Genomic DNA, 23,756 nt, shown 5'->3' with positions numbered 1-23,756 from the left:
AGACGTTAGCTCAGACGCGGCTTCAGCGCCAGCAAAATGCTATTTTACCTTTATCCGCTTTTCATTTGCCGCGCTTTACTTTATTTGTAGCGGCTTTCACGGTTTCAAAGGACATGTTATGGCTTCCCTGTTCGCCAAAGGAGCGCTGTTGAGCGCCTTATGCGCCCTGCTCGCCGCCTGCGACGACGCCTCCTCCCGCCCGCAAATCGATATTGACGGCAAAACCATGGGCACTTTCTACAGCGTAAAAGTCAGCGGTGACGTCGCGATCGGCAAACAAGAATTGCAGCGGCAGATAGACAAAGTGCTCGAGCAGGCCAACGACGATATCTCGACCTACCGCGCCGACTCGGTGCTGTCGCGGTTTAACCACAGTGCCAGCCTCGAGCCGCAGCCGATCCCGCGCGGCATGGCGGACATCGTGCTGATGGCTCAACGCATCGGCCGCGATACCGGCGGCGCCATGGACATCACCGTCGGCCCCTTGGTGAACCTGTGGGGGTTCGGTCCCGACAAACATCCGGTCAAGGTGCCGGAACAGGCGCAGATCGACGCGGCAAAGCTGCGCACCGGCCTGCAGCACCTGAAGCTGATCAGCGACAACCGCGGAGAGTGGCTGCAAAAAGATCTGCCGGGCATGTATGTCGATCTCTCGACGCTGGGCGAAGGCTATGGCGCCGATGAGTTGGTGCGCCTGATGAACCGTCACGGCATTACCAACTACCTGGTATCGGTCGGTGGTGCGGTCTCTTCACGCGGCGTCAACGGCCAGGGCAAGCCCTGGCGGGTGGCGATCCAAAAGCCGACCGACCGTGAAAATGCGGTACAGGCGCTGGTGGATCTGCACGGTTACGGCATCAGCACCGCCGGCAGCTACCGCAACTACTTTGAACAAAACGGCCAGCGCTACTCTCATGTCATCGATCCGACCACCGGCAGGCCGATCAACCACCGGCTGGTTTCCGCCACGGTGATCGCCCCGACCGCGCTCGAGGCCGACGGCTGGGATACCGGTTTGATGGTGCTGGGCCCGGAGAAAGCGTTGCAGCTCGCGGAAGAGAAAGGGCTGGCGGTCTACCTGATCAGTAAAACCGACGACGGTTTCAGCGCCGTGATGACGCCGCAGTTCAAAGCGTTTTTGGTGCAGTGAGATAAAAAAAGCCCGGCGCGCAATGGCCGGGCTTTGTCCTGTTCCGCGCCGATCACTTGGTCAGCGCGATGATGCCGAGGGTCAGACCGGCAACCGCCGCCGCGCCGCCGGCGATCGCGCCCGCGGTTTCCCAGTTATCCTGAGTGGTGCCCTTCATGCAGGTGTTGGTGTGCACCAGACGCCCCTGGTCATCATAGACCGGCACGCAGGGAGAATCGGTGGCGCATCCGGCCAACACGGCCGACAGTAACCCAACCGCAATTAACTTTTTCATACTTCTTGCCTCAATGTTCGATCACTTTAGAAAGCTACGCCGAGCGATAATCATGCTACCAGGCTATTGTATGCCCAACGCATGTAATGGCGAGGTAATGATGTGTCAGGGGATGTGATTTGGGAAAACTCCGAGCGCCCGTCAAATGGGCTTAGGGCAGTAAAAAGCCCGCGAAAACGCGGGCTTGATGGCGAGGTGAAGCTCAGGCGGAATTATTTCGCCAGTTTGCGCATCACCAGGGTGGCGTTGGTGCCGCCGAAGCCGAAGCTGTTGGACATCACGGTGGTCAGCTCGCGCTGAGTCGGCTGAGTCACGATGTTCATGCCGACCGCCTGTTCATCCAGGGTTTCGATGTTGATGCTCGGTGCGATAAAGCCGTGCTCCAGCATCAACAGGCTGTAGATCGCTTCCTGCACGCCCGCGGCGCCCAGCGAGTGACCGGTCATCGCCTTGGTGGAGGAGATGGCCGGGGTATTGTCGCCGAACACTTCGCGAATGGCGCCCAGCTCTTTCACGTCGCCCACCGGTGTGGAGGTGCCGTGCACGTTGATGTAGTCGATCGGCGCGTCCAGATCCTGCATCGCCATCTTCATGCAGCGCACTGCGCCTTCGCCCGAAGGTGCAACCATGTCGGCGCCGTCAGACGTTGCGCCGTAGCCAACGATTTCTGCGTAGATATGTGCACCGCGCGCCAGCGCGTGCTCCAGTTCTTCAACCACCACCATGCCGCCGCCGCCGGCGATGACGAAACCGTCACGATCGGCGTCGTAGGTGCGGGAGGCTTTTTCCGGCGTGTCGTTGTACTTGGTGGACAGCGCGCCCATCGCATCGAACTCGCAGGCCATTTCCCAGCACAGCTCTTCGCCGCCGCCGGCGAACACGATGTCCTGTTTGCCCAGCTGGATTTGCTCAACCGCGTTGCCGATGCAGTGTGCGGAGGTCGCGCAAGCGGAGCTGATGGAGTAGTTCACGCCGTGGATTTTGAATGGCGTCGCCAGGCAGGCAGAAACGCCGGAAGCCATGGCTTTGGTGACCACATACGGGCCAACCGCTTTCAAGCCGCGCGGGCTGCGCATCGCATCGGCGCCGAACACCTGGAAGCGCGGAGAACCGCCGCCGGAACCGGCGATCAGGCCTACGCGTGGGTTGTTTTGATACTCTTCTTCCTTCAAACCGGAAGAAGCGATCGCTTCTTGCATCGCCAGGAAGGCATAAATGGAAGCATCGCTCATGAAACGCACCGCCTTGCGGTCGATCAGGCCGGTAGTGTCGAGCTTAACTTGCCCCCATACGTGACTACGCATGCCGGAATCTTTCAGCTCCTGGGAGAAAGTGATCCCAGAACGTCCTTCCTGCAGGCTTGCCAGGACCTCCTGCTGGTTATTACCAATGCTGGAGACAACTCCCAGGCCAGTAATCACTGCACGTTTCATTCAATACCTCTTCCACTATTAACCTACGGGATTTTGCATCGCACTTTAGCGTACAGATGTAAGCCGAACAAGTCCGATCAGCGTTTTTCAGCTTTATTGTTGTCCAGTTTGCGCCGGGGCGCCAGCGCCGTTAGAATTCGCGGCATCCCTTGAATTTCGAGCCATTGACCGTGAACCACGCCCCCATCCAAACCGCAACGCTAACCTGGAACGAACAGGGTACACCTGTTTCGAAACAGTTTGATGACGTCTATTTTTCCAATCAGGATGGGCTGGAAGAAACCCGCTACGTCTTCCTGCACGGCAATCGGCTGCCGCAGCGTTTCGCCGCCCACCCGCGCTCGCTGTTTGTCGTGGCGGAAACCGGGTTCGGCACCGGGCTCAATTTCCTCACGCTGTGGCAGGCCTTCGCCGGCTTCCGCCAGGCCGAGCCGGACGCGACGCTGCAGCGCCTGCACTTTATCAGCTTCGAAAAATTTCCCCTGCAGCAGGCTGACCTGGCGGCGGCGCATGCGCGCTGGCCGGAGCTGGCGCCTTACGCCGACGAACTGCGCGCCCAATGGCCGCTGCCGTTGCCGGGGTGCCATCGCCTGCTGTTGGCCGAAGGCCGCATTACGCTCGATCTGTGGTTCGGCGACGTCAACGATCTGCTGCCGCAGTTTGACGCCAGCATGAATAACCAGGTAGATGCCTGGTTCCTCGACGGCTTCGCGCCGGCAAAAAATCCCGACATGTGGACCGATCAACTGTTCGCCGCCATGGCGCGTTTCGCCCGGCCGGGAGGCAGCTTCGCCACCTTTACCGCCGCCGGCTTCGTGCGCCGCGGCTTGCAACAGGCCGGTTTTCAGGTCAATCGCTGCAAAGGCTTCGGCCAAAAGCGTGAGATGCTCGCCGGCGAGCTCCCGGCCGATGCGCAGCCCGCTCCCCACCCGGCCCCCTGGTATCAGCGGCCGGCGGCGGACAACACCGCCGATATCGCCCTGATCGGCGGCGGCGTTGCCAGCGCGCTCACTGCGCTGGCCTTGCTGCGGCGCGGCGCCACCGTCACGCTGTACTGCGCCGACGAGCAGGCGGCCGAAGGCGCATCCGGCAACCGCCAGGGCGCGATTTATCCTTTGCTGAACGGCAGCGGCGACGCGCTGGAGAGTTTCTTCAGCGCCGCGTTTCCCTTCGCCCGCCGACAATACGACGCCCTGTTGCAACAAGGCGTCGCCTTTGATCACCAGTGGTGCGGCGTCAGCCAGTTGGCCTATGACGAAAAGAGCGGCGCCAAGATCGCCAATATGCTGAAAACCGACTGGCCGCAGGCCTTGGCGACGGCGGCCGACCGCGAGACGCTCAGCGATCGGTGCGGCGTCGATACCGGCTTTGGCGGCATCACCTACCCGCTAGGCGGCTGGCTGTGCCCGGCCGAGCTGACGCGCGGCGCTATCGCGCTGGCGCAGCGTCAGGGCTTGGTCTGCCACTACCGGCACGATGCACAGAGGCTGACGCAGGAAGAAAACGGCTGGCGCATCGATTTCGCCAACGGCGACAGCCGGCGCCATGCGACGGTGATCCTGGCCAACGGCCACCGGTTGGCCGAACTGGCGCCGACGGAAGCCCTGCCGCTGTATTCGGTACGCGGGCAGGTGTCGCATATCCCAAGCTCGCCGGCCCTCGGTCAATTGAAACAGGTCTTGTGCTACGACGGCTACCTGACGCCGGCCAACGCCAACAACGGCCAGCACTGCATCGGCGCCAGCTATCAGCGCGGCGACACCGCCACCGACTACCGCGAGCAGGAACAGCAGGATAACCGCGAGCGTCTGCTGCGCTGTCTGCCGGAACAGGCCTGGCCGCAGCAGGTGGACGTCAGCGCTCATCAGGCGCGCTGCGGCGTGCGCAGCGCCACCCGCGATCATTTGCCGATGGTCGGCGCACTGCCGGACTATCAGGCCACGCTGGCGCAGTATCAGGATTTGCAGCGGCAGAACCAGCGCGGCGAAACCGTCGCCGATGCGCCGGTCTATCCCGGCCTGTTCGCTATCGGCGGGTTAGGCTCGCGCGGCTTGTGCTCTGCGCCCCTGGCGGCGGAAATTTTGGCGGCGCAGCTGTTCGGCGAGCCGTTGCCGGGCGATGCGCGCCTGCTGGCGGCGTTGAATCCGAATCGGATGTGGGTGCGGAAATTGCTGAAAGGACGTGCAGTTTAATCAACCTTGAGGGGCGCGGCGACGCGCCCCGGTATGACGATCAGGCGGCAGGGGTTGCAGCCTGATAGAGGTTTTCCCACATGCCGCGCACCAGGATCTGATCCGGCGGCGAGAGTTCCCCGGCGGCGATCGCTTTGTGCAGGCTCTCCTCCACCCGCGCTTTCAGCGCTGCGGCGGTGTGTTCGCCCTGCTCTTCCGCTTCGGCCACCGCCAGCGTCAGATGACCGCGCAGGTAGCCACCGGCAAACAGTTCATCATCGCTGGCGTGCTCTACCATGTCATCAATCAGCGCCAAAATGCGCGCTTCAAATTCTGCGATCATCAAATTTCCTCATTAAATAACGGGCTGTGGCGTCAGTTGAGATCTTCCGGATACGGAAAATGCTCGGCCGCCAACGGTGGCGTATTGTAGAACGATTGCAGCGCCTGAATAAAGCGCGCAGGCCTTGTGGGTATTCCCTGCTCCAGCAGCGCCAATACCCGGGCGCGCACCTTGCGTTGGAACGCAATGCGATCCGGCTCGCAGTCGCCGTTCAGGTTGTCGCAGCTGACGTTGAACGGGAAACCGGCCGCCACGCAGAACATCCATTCCAGTGCCTGCGGTTTGATCTCCACGGCTTCGAATTCGCTCTGGGTCTGCGCGTCGCGCCCGTCCGGGCAATACCAATAACCGAAGTCCACCAATTGACGGCGCGCTTCACCGGCGATGCACCAGTGCGAGATTTCGTGCAGGCCGCTGGCGTAGAAACCGTGGGCGAACACGATGCGGTGATACGGCAGTTCATCATCGGCCGGCAGGTAAATGGGTTCGTCGTCGCCCTTCACCAGGCGGGTGTTATAGTCATCGCTGAAGCAGCGATTGAAGATCGCGATCAACTGCTCATAGTGATGACGGGTCTGCGTGTCTGACATAAAAACTCTATAACCACAAAAATAAAGAGGCCATTATACCCGATAAGACAGGGCGCGTAAGCAGCGCACCCTCTTCATCTTTAACCGTGCAAGAAGGCGGACAGCCACTGCTGAATCTCTGCGCCGTGATTGTCGTAAAGCAGCTTGAGGCTCATCACCAGCGAGACGATCACGATCATCGGCCGAATCAGTTTCTGCCCGCGGGTCAGCACCATGTGCGCGCCCAAACGCGCCCCCAGCACCTGCCCCACCAGCATCACCAGACCGATGCTCCACACCACCTTGCCGCCGATGATGAACAGCGCCAACCCGCCGACGTTGGAGGTAAAGTTCAGCACTTTGGCGTGCGCCGTAGACTTGGCGAGGTTGAAACCGCACAGCGTCACGTAGGCCAGCGCGTAGAATGAGCCGGCGCCGGGGCCGAAGAAACCGTCGTAAAACCCGACGCAGCCGCCGGCCACCAGCCCGAACGGCAAGGCGCCGAGGCGGCGTTGACGATCTTCCTCACCCAGACGCGGCATCAGCAGGAAGTAGAGACCGATGCCGATCACCAGCAGCGGCAACATCTGCCGCAGCATATCGGCGCGCATATGCTGCACCAGAATGGCGCCGGCGATCGAGCCGATCAGCGTCAGAAAAATCGTCAGCTTCTGGTCGTTGAGGTTCACCGCTCGCCGACGAATGAAGTACAGACTGGCGGAGAAGGAGCCGCCGACCGACTGCAGCTTATTGGTCGCCAGCGCCTGCGCCGGAGGAACCCCCACTGCCAGCAAGGCCGGCACCGTCAGTAATCCGCCGCCGCCGGCGATGGAGTCGATAAACCCCGCCAGCAGCGCTACCGCAAACAACACCCCGAGCATCTCGGGGCCAATGACGAACCAGTCCATGTGTTATTCCGCTGAGAAATGGTGATCCAGCAATGCCTGACAGGTCGGCGGTAACGGCGGCGGCACGGGTTTGCCCGGCTTCGCGTTCGGCTGATGCGGCACGAACCAGCTCGCCAGTTCGGCGCCGCAGCCATCGCCCGGCGGCGGCGTATCCTGCTCCTGGCACTCCAGGCTGCCGGCCGGGCAACGCAGGCGCACGTGCATGTGCGCACGGTGGCCGAACCACGGCCGCACCTTGTGCAACCAGGCGCGATCGGCGCCGGCGTCCAGACACAGACGCTGCTTGATCGCCGGGTTGACGAAGATACGCGTCACCTCCGCATCCTGCGCCGCCAGCTTGATCAGCGACTCAATTTGCGGTTGCCATTGGCTCGCCACCACCTGCTTGCCGTCGCCCGACACCAGGTCGATCGGCTGCGGCTTGAGCAATTGCTGCGCGCTCCAGCGCTGGCGCGGCAGCTGCAGCCAGATGTCGACGTCGAGCCCAGACTGGTGGCTGGCGTGGCCGCTGCTGAAGCGCCCGCCGGCCGGCATTGCCATGTCGCCGATCAGCACCGTGCCCAGCGCTTTCTGGTTCGCTTTGCTGCTGAGGCGCTGTATGAACGCCAGCAGATCCGGATGGCCGAAATAGCGGCGCTGGTCGGTACGCATCACCTGATAATCCGGTGAATTCAGCGGCAACGGCTGCGCGCCGATGACGCAGCCGTTGGCGAAACCGCCCACCGCCTGCGGCGCGCCGGCCACCGGATGATCGATTTTCTGCCACGGCGTCAGCGCCATGGCAGAGGCGGAGGCCGTCAGGGCCACCAGGCCCAACATCCAGTTTTTCATGGCGATTACCAGCGCGGTACGTCGGAAACCACATCACCGTTTTGCGCGCGCTGGCGCAGCAGGTGATCCATCAACACGATCGCCATCATCGCTTCGGCGATCGGCACGGCGCGGATGCCCACGCACGGATCGTGGCGACCGCGGGTGACCATTTCCACCGCTTCGCCCTGGCGATTGATAGTGCGCCCCGGCACCATAATGCTGGAGGTCGGCTTCAGCGCCAGATGCGCGATCACCGGTTGGCCGCTGCTGATGCCGCCGAGAATGCCGCCGGCATGGTTGCTCTGGAAGCCTTCCGGGGTGATTTCATCGCGGTTTTCGCTGCCGCGTTTGGTCACCACGGCGAACCCGTCGCCGATCTCCACGCCTTTCACCGCGTTGATGCTCATCAGCGCGTGCGCCAGATCGGCATCGAGGCGGTCAAACACCGGCTCACCCAGGCCAACCGGCACATTTTCAGCAATCACGCTGACCTTGGCACCGATGGAGTCACCCTCTTTTTTCAGCGCGCGCATCAGTTCGTCCAGCGCTTCCAGCTTGTCCGGATCCGGGCAGAAGAACGGGTTCTGTTCGACCTGATCCCAGTCTTTCAGCTCGCAGGTCACGTCGCCAATCTGCGCCAGATAGCCGCGCACCTGCACGCCGAACTTCTGCTGCAGGTATTTCTTGGCGATAGCACCCGCCGCGACGCGCATGGCGGTTTCACGCGCCGAAGAGCGGCCGCCGCCGCGATAGTCGCGCAGACCGTATTTCTGTTCGTAGGTGTAGTCGGCATGCCCGGGACGGAACACGTCTTTGATGGCGCTGTAGTCTTGCGAGCGCTGATCGGTGTTTTCAATGATCAGACCGATGCTGGTGCCGGTGGTCACGCCTTCGAATACGCCGGAGAGAATGCGCACCTGATCCGGTTCACGGCGCTGGGTGGTGTAACGCGAGGTGCCCGGACGACGGCGGTCCAGATCGTGTTGCAAATCGGCTTCGGTGAGCGGGATGCCGGGCGGCACGCCGTCGACGATACAACCCAGCGCCACCCCGTGAGATTCACCGAAGGTGGTGACGCGGAAAATCTGCCCAATACTGTTTCCTGCCATCACGGCTCCTTACCGTTAGTCTTTTATCGTTATGAGGCCCGCCATGCGGGCCTTGGAAATGCGGCTTAGCTGCGATAGAGGCTGAAGTGATCCTTGCAATCCACCAGCTGCTGTTTGGTCAGCATGAACACGCCGTCGCCGCCGTTTTCGAATTCCAGCCAGGTGAACGGGATGTCCGGATATTGTTCCATCAGATGTACCATGCTGTTGCCCACTTCACAAATCAGCACGCCGTCGTCGGTCAGGTAGTCCGGCGCGCACGCCAGGATGCGGCGCACCAGCTTCAGGCCATCGCTGCCCGCCGCCAGCCCCAGTTCCGGCTCAAAGCGGAACTCCTGCGGCAGATCCGACATGTCTTCCGCATCGACGTACGGCGGGTTGGTGACGATTAGATCGTACTGGATCGCGGGAACGTCGCGGAACAGATCGGAACGGATCGGGATCACCTGATGTTCGACGCCGTGCGCCTGAATATTGCGCTCGGTTACCGCCAGCACGTCGCTGGAGATGTCCACCGCGTCCACTTCCGCTTCCGGGAAAGCGTAGCCGCAGGCGATGGCGATGCAGCCGCTGCCGGTGCACATGTCGAGGATATGGCGCGGCGGGTGCGGGATCAGCGCGCTGAAACGATCGTTGATCAGCTCGCCGATCGGTGAACGCGGCACCAGCACGCGCTCGTCGACGTAGAATTCCATGCCGCAGAACCAGGCCTTGTTGGTCAGATAGGCGACCGGGATGCGTTCGTTGACGCGGCGGATCACGCGCTCAACGATGCGATGGCGCTCGCTGGAAGTCAGACGGGCGGTGTGCATGTCCTCCGGAATGTCCAACGGCAGGAACAGGCTTGGCAGCACCAATTGCACCGCTTCGTCCCACGGATTATCGGTTCCGTGACCATAATAGATATTGGCGGCGTTGAAGCGGCTTACCGTCCAGCGCAGCATATCTTGAATGGTGTGCAGTTCGTTCACTGCTTCGTCGACGAAAATTTTGTCCAATTTGCCCTCCGGCAGGCGCTGTGTTTCATGATTTAGCCGCATAGTTTGCCATGAAGCCCGCGACAAATCACGCTTGCCCCTCGCGCTTTTCACTCTGGCCCGAGTTTTGCGTCGACAGCGCTCATTCACAAGGTAAACTAGCGAAATAAACGATTTCCGGTGAATGAAGCATGAAGAACAAGCCCCCTCTGAGCAAAGACGAACAACAGCTCTTCAGAGAGTCGGTGGCGGGCGCGAAAAAGCTGCGCCAGGACACCATCGTCCACCGTCCGCCGAAGCCCAAGGTCAAACAGATTGCGCCGCAGCGATTGCTGCAGGAGCAGGTCGATGCCAGCTATTATTTTTCAGATGAATACCAGCCGCAGCTGGAAGAGGAAGGCCCGACGCGCTACGTGCGCCCCGGCAGCAGCCCGTATGAGCTGAAGAAGCTGCGGCGCGGCGATTACTCGCCGGAGCTGTTTCTCGATTTGCACGGCCTGACCCAACTGCAGGCCAAGCAGGAGCTGGGGGCGCTGATCGCCGCCTGCAAACGCGAGCACGTGCACTGCGCCTGCGTGATGCATGGGCACGGCAAGCACATCCTCAAGCAGCAAACGCCGCTGTGGCTGGCGCAGCACCCCGACGTGCTGGCGTTCCACCAGGCGCCGAAGGAATGGGGTGGCAACGCCGCCATCCTGCTGTTGGTGGAGCTGGCTGAGTAACCCCCCACAGAAACGACTCAGGGCGATGTCAGACATCGCCCTGAGTTTATTCCGCACCGCATCCGCGGTTCACACTTTGGCCATCACCTGCGATGGGCTGACCTGCCATTCAAACTTGCCGTAGCTGCCGTCCGCCGGCAGATCGACGTTGGCAATCGCCGAGGTCGCGAACATCGGCGGGCACTCGCCCGGGCACAGTTCGGCCACCAGATACCCCACCAGCGGCAGGTGCGACACGATCAGCACCGAGCTCACCCCTTGCATCGCCAGCGCCTGCAGATAGCTGCCGACCTGTTCGGCGTTGCCGCCCGGCGTCAGCTCGGGCAGCACTTCTTCGCCCTCCGGCAGCGTCAAGGCTTCACGCACCGTCGCCAGCGTCTGTTCGGCCCGCAGATAGGGGCTGACCAGCACGCGTTCAATATCCACAGACTTGGTGTTCAACCAGGCCGCCATCTGACGGGACTCGTCGCGGCCGCACAGGGTAAGGGGCCTTACCGCATCGCTGGCTGCCTCGAGCGCCGCCTCTCCGTGACGCATAATCAAAACTTGCATATTGCACCGCTGTTGTTGACAAAGTAACGCTATACAGAAACGCCGTGCGTGCTGTACCGCCGAGTTTTCCAACCCAAAGCCAAAGCTTTAAAACGATAACGCGCCGTCTCTTTATGGCGGCCGGGCATTTTGCCTGAAAGTTTGCCTAAAGAAAACGCTGTTTTTTACAGCAACCCTCCCCGGGCAAACCTCGATTGCTCACAGAACAATCAATTCAACGGGTTAAATTTTAACCTTGCCGCCATGAAATTTATTGATGGCGGTCAAGCTAACTTACCGCTGCCTCAGCCTTGCTGTACAGCCTCACCGGCTGACGCTGTCGCAAGGAGTGATGGCGATCACAACGCGACCCTGTTGCAACTATAGTGCAAATCGGGCCGCCCTGCGTTCAGCTCCCCAGCGGGTAAAAGCGCTCGCCCTGCTGCGCCATGCGCTGCAAGCGCTCGCACGGCGCGAAGTGCTCGCCGTGCTGCTGGCGCAGGTAGTCCAGCGTCTTCACCACTTTCTCGGCGCCGAGCTCGTCCATATAGCGGAACGGGCCGCCGAGGAACGGCGGGAAACCGATGCCGAACACCGCACCGATATCGCCGTCGCGCGCGCTGCGGATCACGCCTTCATCCAGGCAGCGCGCCGCTTCGTTCAGCATCATCATCACGCAGCGCTGGGCGACGGTCGCCGGCAGCATGTGCGCCTTCGGCGTGACACCGAGCAACGTATACAATGAGGTATCCGCACGTTTACGCCGCTGCCGCTGCTGCCCTTCGCTCGGGTAGAGATAGAAGCCGCGGCCGTTCTTGCGCCCTTTACGCCCGTCCTTCAGCACCGCATCGAACGCGGCCGGCGCGGCGAAACGCGGCCCCAGCGCCTCAACCAGCACCGGAATGATTTTGGTGCCGACGTCGATGCCCACTTCATCCAGCAGGGTAATCGGGCCGACCGGGAAACCGAAGTCCACCAGCGCCTTGTCCAGCGACTCAATCGGCTCGCCTTCCAGCAGACAGCGCGCCGCTTCGTTGATGTACGGCGCCAGGATGCGGTTGACATAAAAACCGGCGCTGTCGCCCACCACGATGGCGGTCTTGCCCTGCTTGTGCGCCAGCGCCACGGTGGTGGCGATGGTCTCTTCGCTGGTGCCGGCGTGCGGGATCACTTCCACCAGCGGCATTTTGTCCACCGGGCTGAAGTAGTGCAGACCGATCACCTGCTGCGGCCGCTGGGCCTGTTCGGCGATGTGGCCGATAGGCAGCGAAGAGGTGTTGGAAGCGAACACGGTATGCGGCGCGCAGTTCGCTTCGACCTCGGCCACCATTTTCTGCTTCAGCGCCAGATCCTCAAACACCGCCTCGACCACAATATCCACCTGCTCAAAGCCGGTGTAATCGGTAGAGCCGGAGATCAGCATCATCTGCTTTTGCCGCTCCGCCGGGCGCATGCGCTTGCTGCGTACCCGTTTGCCGAGCACGTCCCAGCTGTATTTTAGCGCGTGATTGATGCCGGTTTCATTGATGTCTTTGATGCGCACCGGCAAACCGCCGCGCGTGGCGGTGACACAGGCGATGCCGCCGCCCATCAGGCCGCCGCCGAGAATGCCGACGCGATGCAGGGCATGCGGCTGAGCATTGCCGCCCCGCTCTTTTTTCAGCGCGGTGGAGGCGAAGAACAGGCTGCGCAACGCCGCCGACTGCGGCGTCATCGCCAGCTCGCCAAAGGCGCGCGCTTCGGCCTCATAGCCGCTGGCGCTGCCGTGATCCAGCCCGGTTCGCACCACCTGAATAATGCGCTCCGCCGCCGGGTAGTTGCCGTGGGTTTTCGCCAACGTTTTCTTGCGCACGATGCTGAACAGCAGATTTCTACCCAGCGGGCCATTGAGCAGGCGATCCTGCCACGGCAGCTCGCGCTGATGTTTCCAGCCCTGTTTCACCCGCTCGATGGCGGTCTGCAACAGGATCGATTGCGGCACGGCGTCGTCCACCAGCCCCATGCGCAGCGCCTGGCGGGCGCGAATGTGCTTGCCGGTCAGGATCATGTCCAGCGCCTTGGCAGCGCCTATCAGGCGCGGCAGGCGCTGAGTGCCGCCAGAGCCCGGCAGCAGGCCCAGCTGCACTTCCGGCAGACCGAGCGCGGTTTTGTCATCCAGCGAACAGACGCGGCCGTGGCAGGCCAGCGCCAATTCCAGGCCGCCGCCCAGGCAGGCGCCGTGGATGGCCGCGACCACCGGCACCGGGAAAGCGGCGATCTGCGCCAGCGTGCTCTGCCCTTTCTTGGCCAGCGTTTCCGCCTCTTTGGCGCTGGTGCAGGCGGCAATCATGGTGATGTCGGCACCGGCGATAAACGAGTCCGGCTTGCCGGAAACGATCACCAGCCCTTCCAGTGCAGTGTGCTGCTGCGCCCGGATCAGCACGTCGTTGACCTGTTCGACGAACTCGGCCTTGAGCGTATTGACCTTGTCACCCGGCACGTCGATGGTGATCACCCCGATGTTGTCGGGGCGGATCGTCAGTTGAAAGGCCGACGGTTTGGCGCGCTGTTCATGCAATGCGTTTTCGAAACTCATTATTCCACCTCCACGATCATCGCGGCCCCTAACCCGCCGGCGGCGCAGGCGGTGGTCAGGCCCAGCCCGCCGCCGCGGCGTTTCAGCTCACGCAGCGTCTGGGTGATCATGCGCGCGCCAGTGGCGGCGAACGGGTGGCCATAGGCGATGGAACCGCCCAGGACGTTGAATTTGTCCATGTCCACCTCGCCGATCGCCTGGCTGCGGCCAAGCTTCTCGCGGGCGAACGCTTCGCTGGCGAACATCTTCAGGTTAGCCAGCGTTTGCGCGGCGAAAGCTTCATGCATATCGATGAGCGTCAGATCGGCCAGACCGATGCCGGCGCGATCCAGCGCCAGCGGCGTGGCGTAGGAAGGCCCCAGCAGCATGTCTTCCCACACGTCGATGGCGGCGAAAGCGAAACTGCGCAGATAGCCGAGCGGCTGCAGGCCCAGCTCTTTGGCGCGCGATTCGCTCATCATCAGTACCGCCGCCGCGCCGTCGGTCAACGGCGTGCTGTTGGCCGCAGTAACGCTGCCGTGTTTGCGATCGAACGCCGGTTTCAGCTTGGCGTAAGACGCCAGGCTGGAGTCTTTACGGATGTTGTTGTCTTCGGAAAGCTGTGCGCGGTATGGCGGCACGTAGGCGGTCATCACCTCATCGCGCAGCCACCCCTCCCGCCAGGCCTTGGCCGCCAGCTCGTGGGAACGGTGCGCCAGCGCATCTTGCGCTTCACGGGTGATGCCGTGGCTTTTCGCCATCTGTTCGGCGGTATCGCCCATGCGCAGGCCGGTGGAATACTCCGCCACCGCCGGCGGCACCGGCATCAGATCACGGAATTTCAGCCGGCTGAACAATTTGAGGCGCTGCGACAACGTGCGCGCCTTGTTGACGTCCACCAACGTGCGCGCCAGCGCCTTGCTGACGCCGATCGGCAAGACGGAAGAAGAGTCCGCCCCGCCGGCGATGCCGACGCTGATGCTGCCGGCCATGATGCTCTCCGCCACGTTGGCGATCGCCTGGAAGCTGGTGGCGCAGGCGCGCGACACGCTGTAGGCGTCGGTATGGACGCTCATGCCGGTGCCCAGCACGATTTCACGCGCGATGTTCGGCGCCTCGGGCATTTGCACCACCTGGCCGAACACCAGCTGCTCGATAAGCTGCGGATCGATACCGCTGCGCGCCAACAGCTCGCTCACCGCCGTTTTCCCTAAATCCACCGCCGGAATGCCGTGATAGGCGGTCGCCTGTTTGGCAAAGGGGGTACGCAGTCCATTCACAATCGCAATGCGGTCACCATGACGGGTCACCAACGGCAGTGCCTTACTCATAAATGCTCCTGAAGAAAATAACGTCAGCGCAATGGGCAGAAAGAGGTCTGACCTGATGAGGTCATTGTTAACCAAACGGTTACATTTGGCAAACCGGCAGAGATCAAAACTGCGAGCAGGCGCACTTTCTATCGGGAGGGGGCACGGGAAAGGAAATCCCCGGCGCGCAACAGGCGGCGCCGGGGGTAAAGCCGGGATTAACGCAGGCCGAGCTGGAAGATCAGAGTTTCCGCCTGGCAGGCGAAGGTGAAATCAGCCTCCAATTGCACGCCGCCGTCAACCGGTTTAATGCTACTGCTGATGTCACAAGGGTCGGATTCGACCGCGCGCGCCTTTTCGCTCAGGGCCGCCAACATCGCCTCCGCATCGTGTTGATTACTGAACACCTGGCTGTAGGATGCGGTGCAATCGGTGTTATCCATTACGGTGCCGACATCCACGCAGCAACACGCGGCGGTTTCCTGGGCGCTGCATTTATTAATTGCATCTGACATGATTGGTTCTCCTCAAGGGCCTCGGTTATCAGCCCAAATTGCCGTTTCACTCACCGGCACAAAGCCACAAAATTCTGCAGGTATTTTACGCTTCCGCGCCGGCAATCACTAGCACTTACTTTTACTGGGTGTTTTAAGTGATGGAAATCACAAATAAAAATGAGCGACTGCTAAGGAATGGTAAGAATTTTGTTATTTACCGCTGGCTTTTTGTTAAGCAGATCTCTTTTTTGATATCAGGTTGGAAATATTTCAAAAACAAACTTGCAACATTTTCACAGGTCAGACCTATACTTCAGCCACTGGTCTGATTTGTCTGAACGATAACGGACCCTACAATCCCGCGCTCCTTGTTACTTCGTGTAACAATAGTTTAAATAATAAACACATAATGAGGTTTTGGTCATGAGCCAGAAAAACCTATTGACTAAATCAGCTCTCGCAGCTGCAGTGGCAATTATTTCTTCAAACGTGTCTGCCGCAGGATTCCAGCTGAATGAGTTCTCATCAGCTGGTTTAGGACGTTCGTATTCTGGCGAAGGCGCCATGGCGGATACGGCGGCTTCCGCAAGCCGCAACCCGGCGTTGTTGATGATGTATACCCGCCCGGAACTTTCTTTCGGCGCAGTCTTCATCGATCCGGACGTCGATATCAGTGGCCGGTCCCCTTCCGGCGCCAGCCTGGATGCGAAAAACATCGCGCCGACAGCCTGGGTGCCAAACCTGCATTATGTTCACCCGATTAACGATCAATTCGCCGTAGGCGGCTCGGTCACCAGCAACTTCGGTTTGGCGACCGAATACAACGACGGTTACGCGGCGGGTTCCATGGGCGGCAAAACCGACCTGGAAACCTTGAACCTTAACCTGAGCGGCGCTTATCGCCTGAACAAGAACTTCAGCTTCGGCCTGGGCTTTGACGCCGTTTATGCCAAGGCCAAACTCGAGCGCTATGCCGGCGATCTGCCAAAACTGATCGCCGGATCGGGCAAGTTACCGCCACAGTTGGCCGGCCCGGTTTCGCAGATCCCGGCAGATACCCAGATTTCGCACCTGAAAGGCGACGAATGGGGCTTCGGCTGGAACGCCGGTATTCTGTACGAAGTGGATGAAAACAACCGTTACGGCTTCACCTATCGCTCAGAAGTGAAAATCGACTTTGACGGCGATTACAAAAGCAGCCTGCCTTCAGCCTTCAACCCGTTGCTGGCCTCTCAAGGTCTGCCGTGGGGCACCAACGGCACCACCATTCCGGGTTCTCTGAGCCTGCACCTGCCGGAAATGTGGGAACTGTCCGGCTACAACAAAGTGGCGCCGCAGTGGGCTATCCACTACAGCCTGGCCTACACCAGCTGGAGCCAGTTCCAGGAGCTGAAAGCCACCGGCAACAACGGCCAGACCCTGTTCCAGAAGCATGAAGGCTTCAAAGACGCTTACCGTATCGCGCTGGGCACCACCTACTTCTACGACGATAACTGGACCTTCCGTACCGGTATCGCCTTCGATGACAGCCCGGTGCCTGCCCAAAACCGTTCGATCTCCATTCCGGATCAGGACCGTTTCTGGCTGAGTGCCGGTACCACCTATGCGTTCAACAAAGACGCCTCGGTTGACGTCGGCGTGTCCTACATGCACGGCCAGAAAGTCACCATCAATGAAGGTCCTTACACCTTCACCTCCGAAGGCAAGGCCTGGCTGTACGGCGCCAACTTCAACTACCGCTTCTAATCTCGCCTGAGATGGATGCCAAAGCGCCCCGCGGGGCGCTTTTTCTTTGCCTGTCGCTCGCCGCGGGCGTAAAAAAACCCGCCAGACGGCGGGTTTTCATGGGCATAAGGCCGGTGGTTACTGCGAGTCGATCTCGTCCAGATCGCCCTGAATCGCCTTGGCGTTCGGATTCTCTTCCGGCTTGAGCGAACCGCCGTTGGCAATGAAGTCGTGGCGCTGGAAGTAAGCTTCGCGCACCATGACATAAGGATCGGAGGAGTTGCGCAGCAGGCCGTCGGAATCCAGCAGTTGAGCGCGAGTTTCGATCCCCTCGACCACCCATTTGCCCGCCGACATCCAGAAAGTCAGGTAGCTCAGCATCGGATACAGCGTATCCGCAAAGTCGCCGCCGTCTTCACGCAGGGTAAAGCTGCCGTAGCCCGGCAGCATCACGTACGGACCGTAGCCCACATCGTAATGGCCCAACGTGCTGCCGAAACGGTTCGGCTCTTCGCGCGCCAGTTTCGGGTTGGCCATGCCGGCCACGTCGATCAGGCCGCCCATCCCGAGCAGGGTGTTCAGGAAGAAACGGTTGAAGTGGATCATCCCGCGGTAGGGATCGCCCTTCAGGAAGGCGTTGACCATGCTGGCCGGCTCTTCCAGGTTGGAGGTGAAATTGCTGATGCCGTTACGCGCCGGCATCGGCACGTAGTCGCGCCAGGCCACCGCGACCGGACGCAGGATATAAGGATCCAGGACGTTGTAGTTGAAGTCGAACATCGTCCGGTTAAATCCTTCCAGCGGATCGGAACGCCCTTGCGGATCGTTGTCTGGCGCGCTGGCACAGCCCACCAGTAATACCGTTGCGAATGCCACCCCAGTCAGGCGAAAGTTCATATTTTTCTCCATAAAAACACGTTCGGTCTTATTTTTCAGGGACCTGCTTGTTTATCTGAACGCTAACCTGCTCTTTACCGCTGAATGTCTGCAGCGAGCTTTCGCCGAACCAGTCCCCCGGCTGCGGCGTGGCCAATCCGTCCTGTGAGAGGCGCACACGCACCTGCACCTGATGCTGCGCCGAGAGCAGACGCTCGGGCATCATGGCGTTGCTGTCATCCAGTGAGAAAGACAGCGGAAAACGGCTCAGCGGCAATTGTTTTACCGCGACCGGCACCGGGCTGACGCCGTCGGTGACCGAAATGACCAGCGTCCCCTGCGGCGGCATGGCTTTCGCCGCCTGCGGTGACAGCGCAACGGTCACATTCAGTTTAACATTTTCTCCGCCTGCCTGGGCTTTTGCTTGTGCAATACTGCGCTTTATCACTTCCGCGCGCGGATCGTTGGCCGGCAGCAGCTGCAGCATCACCTGCCAGGCGCCGATCGCCTGCTTGAAATCGCCCTGTTCGAAGGCATTGAACGCCAGCAGGCTCAGCACCCGCGGATCGCCGTGGTTTTCCGCGATCATGCGCCGCAACAGCTGCGCCGCCTGCTTGTTATCCTCCGGATCGTTGGAGCGCGTCAAGACCTCGGCATAGCCGAGCCGCACTTCCAGACTATTCGGATCCAATTGATAAGCATGAGCAAACGCCTGCGTAGCGGTGGTGGCATTATTCAGCGCCATGCCGACGCGCCCCAGCATCATCCAGTCATTGATGTTGCGATCGTCCTGTTGCAGCGCGGTGCGCAGCCCCAGCCCGAGGCGAGCAATCTCTTCCATGCTCAGCGGTTTGGCGCGCTCATTGGCAACGCGCTCGCGCAATTCCGGCATTTGCGCCTGCACCAGACGCCAGTCCAGCACCTGCGCCAGCCCGCCGGTTTTCAGATAAAAGCCAACGGTCACCGCCAGCAGTAACAGCACGCCCGGCACCAGCGCCCAGCGGTTGATCGGCTTCGCCTGCGCCATCTGCTCGGCCGGGATGTCGTTCAACAGGTTCTGTTGCAGCTCTTTGACCAGCTCCGGGCGCTCGGCTACCACGCCCTGCTGCTCATCCTGCTCCAACTCGCTGAGGCGATCCTGATAAAACGCCTTGTTCAGCGCATCGCGCGTGGCGGCGCTCTGCTTGCCGCGGCGCATCGCCGGCACCACCAGCAACGCGGCAGCGCCGGCCAGCAACACGCAAATAATCAGCCAAAAAGCCATTAGGGTTTCTTCCTGTCAGTCTCTTGCAACAGCGCCGCCAGGCGCTGCCGTTCCCGTTCGGAGAATGCATCGTCCACCGCCGCGTCGGGCTTGCGACGGGTGCGCAGGATCACCACTGCCCCGCCGATCAATACGAACAGCAGCGGGCCGATCCACAAGATCAGCGTCGCCGGCGTTACCGGCGGCTCGTAGGTGACGAAGTTGCCATAACGCGCCACCATGTAATCGATGATCTGCTGCTTGCTTTGCCCCTGCATCATCAGCTCGTACACCTTGGTGCGCATGTCGGCGGCGATAATGGCGTTGGAATCGGCAATGCTGTTGTTTTGGCATTTCGGGCAGCGCAGCTGTTCGGTCAACTCGCGATACTGCTGCTCCTGCTCGACGGAGTTGAAGCGATAGGTATCGATCGCCGCGGCGGCGCTCCAGCTCAGCAGCGCGGCGCACAGCAGAACAATCAGCCTCATGCCTCACCCCCGTACTTTTTATACAGCGGCAGCACTTCCTGCTGCCAGACGCGCTCATTCATGTCGCCGGCGTGGCGATAGCGAATAATCCCCTGGCCGTCGATAAGGAAGGTCTCAGGCGCGCCGTACACCCCGAGATCCAACCCCAGCATGCCGTCGCCGTCGTACAGACTGAGGGCGTAGGGATTGCCGAGAGAGTTGAGCCAGGTCACCGCCTTGGCGCGATCGTCTTTGTAGTTCAGGCCGACCACCGGTACGCCGCGCGCCGCCAGCGTATTGAGATACTGATGTTCCGCGCGGCAGGTTGGGCACCAGGTGGCCCAGACGTTGAGCAAGATCGGCTTGCCGTCGCGCAGCACCGCCTGATCGTAGGTTTTGCCAGGCTGATCCAGTGATTCCAGCCTGAAGGTCGGCACCGGCTTACCGATCAGCGCCGACTCCAGCATGGTCGGATCTTCGCCGCCCGCGTTGCGCGTGAGCTGCACCATCAGAGCCGCCACCAGCAGCAGGAAGAGCACCAACGGGATAAACAGCAGCTTACGCTTCATGATTGCGCCTCCAGTTTGCCTTCACGCTTGAGCTTCTTGCTCATGCGATAACGCGGGTCGAGAATGCACAGCAGGCCGCCGATCGCCATAAAGACACCGCCGAACCAGATCCAGCGCACGAAGGGTTTGTAATACAGACGCACCGCCCAGGATCCGTCTTCCAGCTCCTCGCCCAGCGCCGCGTACAGATCGCGGCTGAACCCGCCGTCGATCGCCGCCTCGGTCATCATGCTGCGCGCCACGCTGTAGTAGCGTTTCTCCGCGTGCAGCGTCGCCTCCGGTTTGCCGTTGCGCGTGACGTCGATGATGCCGACGCCGCCGCTGTAGTTCGGGCCACTAATGTCGTGCACGTCGCGGAACACGAAGTGATAGTTGTGGATATCCACGCTGTCGCCGGCCTTCATCCGCACGTCGCGCTCCACGCTGTAATTCTGGCTGAAGGCGATGCCGATTACCGTCACCGCCACGCCGAGGTGGCCGAGCACCATGCCCCAGTGGCTGCGAGACAGCTGCCGCAGACCGCGCCAGAAACCGTGGCGGTGGGTGGCGCGCTCATGCAACTCCATCAGCGTCAGGATGATCACCCACAGCGCCATGATCAGGCCCACCACCGTCATGCCGGCGATGCTGTCCTGCAGCAGCCACGGCAGCAGAATCGACAGCACCAGCGTCACCAGCAGCGCCACGCCGAGGCGGCGCCACAGCTTGCCCGGCTCATCGCGGCGCCAGCGCACCAGCGGCCCGATGCCCAACAGCAGCGCCAGCGGCGCCATCAGCCAGGTGAACATGGTGTTGAAGAACGGCTCGCCGATCGAGATGCTGCCCAGCCCCAGCTGTTTGTGCACCAGCGGCAGCAGCGTGCCCAACAGCACCACCAGCATGGCGGCGATCAGCAACACGTTGTTGCCCAGCAGGAAGGTCTCGCGCGAGAAAGTCTCGTGCTGTACCCGGCTGCGCACCTGGCCGCCCTTGACCGCATACAGCAGCAGCGAGCCGCCGATCACGATCACCAGATAAGCGAGGATAAACATGCCGCGCGCCGGATCGGAGGCGAAGGAGTGCACCGAGACCAGCACGCCGGAGCGCACCAGGAAGGTGCCCAGCAGGCACAGCGAGAAAGCGGTGATCGCCAGCAACACCGTCCAGGCTTTGAACGTGCCGCGTTTCTCGGTCACCGCCAGCGAATGCATCAGCGCGGTGCCGGCCAGCCACGGCATAAAGGAAGCGTTCTCCACCGGATCCCAGAACCACCAGCCGCCCCAGCCCAGCTCATAGTAGGCCCAGGCCGATCCGAGCACGATGCCCAGCGTGAGGAACACCCAGGCAGCGGTGGTCCACGGGCGTGACCAGCGCGCCCAGGCGGTGTCGAGCCGGCCGGCCATCAGCGAGGCGATGGCGAACGCGAAGGCGACCGAGAAGCCGACATAGCCCATGTACAGCAGCGGCGGGTGGAAAATAAGGCCGATATCCTGCAGCAGCGGGTTGAGATCGCTGCCGTCGATCGGAAAGTTCGGCAGCGTGCGGGTGAACGGATTGGAGGTCATGATGATGAACAGCAGGAAACCGGCGGTGATCATGCCCATTACCGACAGCACCCGCGCCACCGCATCCTGCGGCATCGCCCGGCTGCACAACGCCACCGCCAGCGACCAGCAGCTCAGCAGCAGCACCCACAGCAGCAGCGAACCTTCATGCGCCCCCCAGGTGGCGGCGATGCGGTAATACACCGGCAGTCGGGTATTGGAGTTGGTGGCCACGTAGGCGACGGTAAAATCGTTGACCACGAAGGCATGCACCAGGCACAGGAACGCCAGCGCAATCGCCGCGAACATGCCATAGGTCAGCGGCCGGGCCACCGCCATCATGCGGCTGTCCTGCCGCGCCGCGCCCCACTGCGGGTAAATACTCAGCAGCAGCGCGATCGCCAGCGCCAGGCACAGCAGAAAACTGCCCAGTTCCGGCATCATGACTTGGCGCCCTCCGCCTGCGGCGCGTTATACGCTTCCGCCGGCCCTTTGTGATTCTCTTTCATCGCGTCGGCCACTTCCGGCGGCGTGTATTTCTCGTCGTGTTTGGCCAGCACTTCGCGCGCATTGACCACGTTGCCCTCGCCCAGCACCCCTTGCGCCACCACGCCCTGCCCTTCACGGAACAGATCCGGCAGAATGCCGGTGTAGGTTACGCCGATCGCGCCACGCGCGTCGTAAATCTTGAAGCTGACCTGCAGCGTATTGGGATCGCGTTTCACCGAGCCGGGCATCACCATGCCGCCGATGCGCAGCCGTTGGCCGACCTCGGGCTTCTCGTGGTTTTCGCCCTTGCCCTGCAGGATTTCCCCCGGGGTATAGAACAGATCGATGTTGGAGCGCAGCGCGTACAGCATCAGGGTTGCGGTCAGCGCGATGCCGATCAGCACAACGATCGCCAGATAAAGGCGGCTTTTACGACGTGGATTCACAATGATTTCTCCCGCGGTGCGGCGGATTTTTGTTTTGACTGTTGCGCATGGCGAATGCGCCGTTCGCGCGCCTGACGGCGGCCGATCTCGGCGAGCAACTGCCGCCGCTGCCAGACGGTGTGCGCCACCAGCCCCAACAGCGAAATCAGCGTGGCGGCGACCGCCAGCCAGACATAAAAGGCATAACCGCCCATGGCGAAAAACGCCGACCAGGAATCGAATGCGGCATTCATGACTGACGCTCCTTATTCACCAGCCCGGCGACCCACGGGCGCTGGCGCTCCTGGAACAGGATCAGATTGCGCAGGCGCATCAGCGTCAGCGTGACGAACAACAGCAGATAGCCGAGGATCGCCCAGCGCAGCGGGGTGCGCATGCTTGGCGCGATGGATTGCTGCATATTGGTCGAACCCTGATGCAACGTATTCCACCATTCGACGGAGAAATGGATGATCGGGATATTCACCACGCCCACCAGCACCAAAATGCCGGCGGCGCGGCCCGCCAGGCGGCGGTCTTCGAAGGCGTTATACAACGCGATGACGCCCATATAGAGGAACAGCAGCACCAGCTCGGAGGTCAGCCGCGCGTCCCACACCCACCAGGTGCCCCACATCGGCTTGCCCCAGGCGGAGCCGGTCACCAGCGCGATAAAGGTGAACACCGCGCCGATCGGCGCCATCGCCGCCACCACGGTATCGGACATTTTCATCTGCCACACCAGGCCGATAAACGCCGCCACCGCCATCGAGGCGTAGATGCCCATCGACCACATGGCCGCCGGCACGTGAATATAAATGATGCGGAAGCTGTCGCCCTGCTGATAATCCTTCGGCGCGAAGCCAAAGCCCCATGCCCAGCCAAGCAGCAGGCAGGCCGCCGCCGCCAGCCCCAGCCAGGGGATAAAGCGGCCGCAGACGTGATACAGCCGTTCAGGCCGCGCCAGTTGATGTAACCATTTCCACATTGTCGTCAGTGCTCACGGTAATTTTTATGCGTCGGCCGCCTCGAGCGTTCGAAACGGCGAAAATCTTCTGCGGGGTACGCTCTTGCCGGC

The 23,756-nt window shown here is 61.5% G+C and carries 24 protein-coding genes; 4 read left to right on the top strand and 20 right to left on the bottom strand.

What is annotated here, in order from left to right:
- Positions 1-118: 118 nt before the first annotated feature.
- On the top strand, positions 119-1,150 hold the full coding sequence (gene apbE / locus ACJ8QF_RS09725) for an FAD:protein FMN transferase ApbE (RefSeq protein WP_197753399.1): 1,032 nt from the start codon (positions 119-121) through the stop codon (positions 1,148-1,150).
- Positions 1,151-1,202: 52 nt separating this feature from the next.
- Here the strand turns inward: apbE and ACJ8QF_RS09720 are convergent, their stop codons facing one another.
- Both ACJ8QF_RS09720 and fabB read right to left on the bottom strand, forming a co-directional pair.
- The gene (locus ACJ8QF_RS09720) at positions 1,203-1,424 is read right to left on the bottom strand and encodes a hypothetical protein (protein WP_004936201.1); all 222 of its coding nucleotides are present in this window, start codon (positions 1,422-1,424) and stop codon (positions 1,203-1,205) included.
- Positions 1,425-1,636: 212 nt separating this feature from the next.
- Positions 1,637-2,857, bottom strand: coding sequence for a beta-ketoacyl-ACP synthase I (gene fabB, locus ACJ8QF_RS09715; protein ID WP_004936203.1), 1,221 nt, complete (start codon positions 2,855-2,857; stop codon positions 1,637-1,639).
- 170 nt (positions 2,858-3,027) lie between these two features.
- Between fabB and mnmC the strand changes: the two genes are divergently transcribed.
- Positions 3,028-5,049: a bifunctional tRNA (5-methylaminomethyl-2-thiouridine)(34)-methyltransferase MnmD/FAD-dependent 5-carboxymethylaminomethyl-2-thiouridine(34) oxidoreductase MnmC gene (gene mnmC, locus ACJ8QF_RS09710; protein ID WP_442537484.1), complete on the top strand. Its 2,022-nt coding sequence runs from the start codon at positions 3,028-3,030 to the stop codon at positions 5,047-5,049.
- Between the two features lie 40 nt (positions 5,050-5,089).
- Here mnmC and ACJ8QF_RS09705 read toward each other — a convergent pair whose 3' ends face one another.
- The 6 genes from ACJ8QF_RS09705 to prmB form a co-directional block, all read right to left on the bottom strand.
- A complete protein-coding gene (locus ACJ8QF_RS09705) occupies positions 5,090-5,371 on the bottom strand; it encodes a YfcL family protein (protein ID WP_004936209.1) in 282 nt (93 codons plus the stop codon).
- A gap of 32 nt (positions 5,372-5,403) precedes the next feature.
- The gene (locus tag ACJ8QF_RS09700) at positions 5,404-5,961 is read right to left on the bottom strand and encodes an elongation factor P hydroxylase (protein ID WP_015378615.1); all 558 of its coding nucleotides are present in this window, start codon (positions 5,959-5,961) and stop codon (positions 5,404-5,406) included.
- 80 nt (positions 5,962-6,041) lie between these two features.
- Positions 6,042-6,848, bottom strand: a complete 807-nt coding sequence (locus tag ACJ8QF_RS09695) for a sulfite exporter TauE/SafE family protein (protein ID WP_442537483.1) — start codon at positions 6,846-6,848, stop codon at positions 6,042-6,044.
- Between the two features lie 3 nt (positions 6,849-6,851).
- Positions 6,852-7,679, bottom strand: a complete 828-nt coding sequence (gene mepA / locus ACJ8QF_RS09690; protein ID WP_442537482.1) for a penicillin-insensitive murein endopeptidase — start codon at positions 7,677-7,679, stop codon at positions 6,852-6,854.
- Between the two features lie 5 nt (positions 7,680-7,684).
- Complete coding sequence (gene aroC, locus ACJ8QF_RS09685) at positions 7,685-8,770, bottom strand: chorismate synthase (RefSeq protein WP_004936219.1); 1,086 nt, start codon at positions 8,768-8,770, stop codon at positions 7,685-7,687.
- Positions 8,771-8,835: 65 nt separating this feature from the next.
- Positions 8,836-9,768 carry a 50S ribosomal protein L3 N(5)-glutamine methyltransferase gene (prmB, locus tag ACJ8QF_RS09680; RefSeq protein WP_004936224.1) on the bottom strand — a complete coding sequence of 311 codons (933 nt, stop codon included), beginning with the start codon at positions 9,766-9,768 and terminating at the stop codon, positions 8,836-8,838.
- 170 nt (positions 9,769-9,938) lie between these two features.
- Here prmB and smrB point away from each other — a divergent pair, with 170 nt between their 5' ends.
- A complete protein-coding gene (gene smrB / locus ACJ8QF_RS09675; protein WP_004936226.1) occupies positions 9,939-10,469 on the top strand; it encodes an endonuclease SmrB in 531 nt (176 codons plus the stop codon).
- 69 nt (positions 10,470-10,538) lie between these two features.
- Here the strand turns inward: smrB and sixA are convergent, their stop codons facing one another.
- From sixA to ACJ8QF_RS09655, 4 genes are all read right to left on the bottom strand, one after another.
- Complete coding sequence (gene sixA / locus ACJ8QF_RS09670) at positions 10,539-11,021, bottom strand: phosphohistidine phosphatase SixA (RefSeq protein WP_004936230.1); 483 nt, start codon at positions 11,019-11,021, stop codon at positions 10,539-10,541.
- A 388-nt stretch (positions 11,022-11,409) separates the two neighbouring features.
- Positions 11,410-13,575: a fatty acid oxidation complex subunit alpha FadJ gene (gene fadJ, locus ACJ8QF_RS09665; protein ID WP_088381818.1), complete on the bottom strand. Its 2,166-nt coding sequence runs from the start codon at positions 13,573-13,575 to the stop codon at positions 11,410-11,412.
- Positions 13,575-14,885: an acetyl-CoA C-acyltransferase FadI gene (gene fadI / locus ACJ8QF_RS09660; protein ID WP_004936237.1), complete on the bottom strand. Its 1,311-nt coding sequence runs from the start codon at positions 14,883-14,885 to the stop codon at positions 13,575-13,577. The genes fadJ and fadI overlap by 1 nt, the downstream gene beginning before the upstream one ends.
- Before the next feature lie 197 nt (positions 14,886-15,082).
- The gene (locus ACJ8QF_RS09655; protein WP_004936240.1) at positions 15,083-15,379 is read right to left on the bottom strand and encodes a YfcZ/YiiS family protein; all 297 of its coding nucleotides are present in this window, start codon (positions 15,377-15,379) and stop codon (positions 15,083-15,085) included.
- Between the two features lie 405 nt (positions 15,380-15,784).
- On the opposite strand from ACJ8QF_RS09655, the gene fadL reads away from it, so the two are divergent.
- A complete protein-coding gene (fadL, locus tag ACJ8QF_RS09650) occupies positions 15,785-17,107 on the top strand; it encodes a long-chain fatty acid transporter FadL (protein WP_004936243.1) in 1,323 nt (440 codons plus the stop codon).
- Between the two features lie 117 nt (positions 17,108-17,224).
- Here fadL and mlaA read toward each other — a convergent pair whose 3' ends face one another.
- From mlaA to ACJ8QF_RS09610, 8 genes are read right to left on the bottom strand one after another with little or no spacing between them, the layout of a single operon-like run.
- Positions 17,225-17,983 carry a phospholipid-binding lipoprotein MlaA gene (gene mlaA, locus ACJ8QF_RS09645; RefSeq protein ID WP_004936247.1) on the bottom strand — a complete coding sequence of 253 codons (759 nt, stop codon included), beginning with the start codon at positions 17,981-17,983 and terminating at the stop codon, positions 17,225-17,227.
- Between the two features lie 28 nt (positions 17,984-18,011).
- Complete coding sequence (ccmI, locus tag ACJ8QF_RS09640) at positions 18,012-19,226, bottom strand: c-type cytochrome biogenesis protein CcmI (RefSeq protein WP_049189245.1); 1,215 nt, start codon at positions 19,224-19,226, stop codon at positions 18,012-18,014.
- Positions 19,226-19,693 carry a cytochrome c-type biogenesis protein gene (locus ACJ8QF_RS09635; protein ID WP_015378622.1) on the bottom strand — a complete coding sequence of 156 codons (468 nt, stop codon included), beginning with the start codon at positions 19,691-19,693 and terminating at the stop codon, positions 19,226-19,228. The genes ccmI and ACJ8QF_RS09635 overlap by 1 nt, the downstream gene beginning before the upstream one ends.
- Positions 19,690-20,241 (bottom strand): DsbE family thiol:disulfide interchange protein, encoded by a 552-nt coding sequence (locus ACJ8QF_RS09630; protein ID WP_442537481.1) that lies wholly within the window; start codon positions 20,239-20,241, stop codon positions 19,690-19,692. Before ACJ8QF_RS09630 ends, ACJ8QF_RS09635 begins: the two co-directional genes overlap by 4 nt.
- Positions 20,238-22,208 (bottom strand): heme lyase CcmF/NrfE family subunit, encoded by a 1,971-nt coding sequence (locus ACJ8QF_RS09625; RefSeq protein ID WP_442537480.1) that lies wholly within the window; start codon positions 22,206-22,208, stop codon positions 20,238-20,240. The genes ACJ8QF_RS09630 and ACJ8QF_RS09625 overlap by 4 nt, the downstream gene beginning before the upstream one ends.
- Complete coding sequence (gene ccmE, locus ACJ8QF_RS09620; protein WP_004936264.1) at positions 22,205-22,699, bottom strand: cytochrome c maturation protein CcmE; 495 nt, start codon at positions 22,697-22,699, stop codon at positions 22,205-22,207. Before ccmE ends, ACJ8QF_RS09625 begins: the two co-directional genes overlap by 4 nt.
- On the bottom strand, positions 22,696-22,932 hold the full coding sequence (ccmD, locus tag ACJ8QF_RS09615) for a heme exporter protein CcmD (RefSeq protein ID WP_004936267.1): 237 nt from the start codon (positions 22,930-22,932) through the stop codon (positions 22,696-22,698). The genes ccmE and ccmD overlap by 4 nt, the downstream gene beginning before the upstream one ends.
- Complete coding sequence (locus tag ACJ8QF_RS09610; protein WP_004936270.1) at positions 22,929-23,666, bottom strand: heme ABC transporter permease; 738 nt, start codon at positions 23,664-23,666, stop codon at positions 22,929-22,931. The genes ccmD and ACJ8QF_RS09610 overlap by 4 nt, the downstream gene beginning before the upstream one ends.
- Between the last annotated feature and the right edge of the window lie 90 nt (positions 23,667-23,756).

Source organism: Serratia sp. CY81684, assembly GCF_052166595.1.
GTDB classification, from domain to species: Bacteria; Pseudomonadota; Gammaproteobacteria; order Enterobacterales; family Enterobacteriaceae; genus Serratia; species Serratia nematodiphila.
Note: the sequence above shows the minus strand (reverse complement) of the source record. Positions and strands in the feature narration are given on the sequence as shown.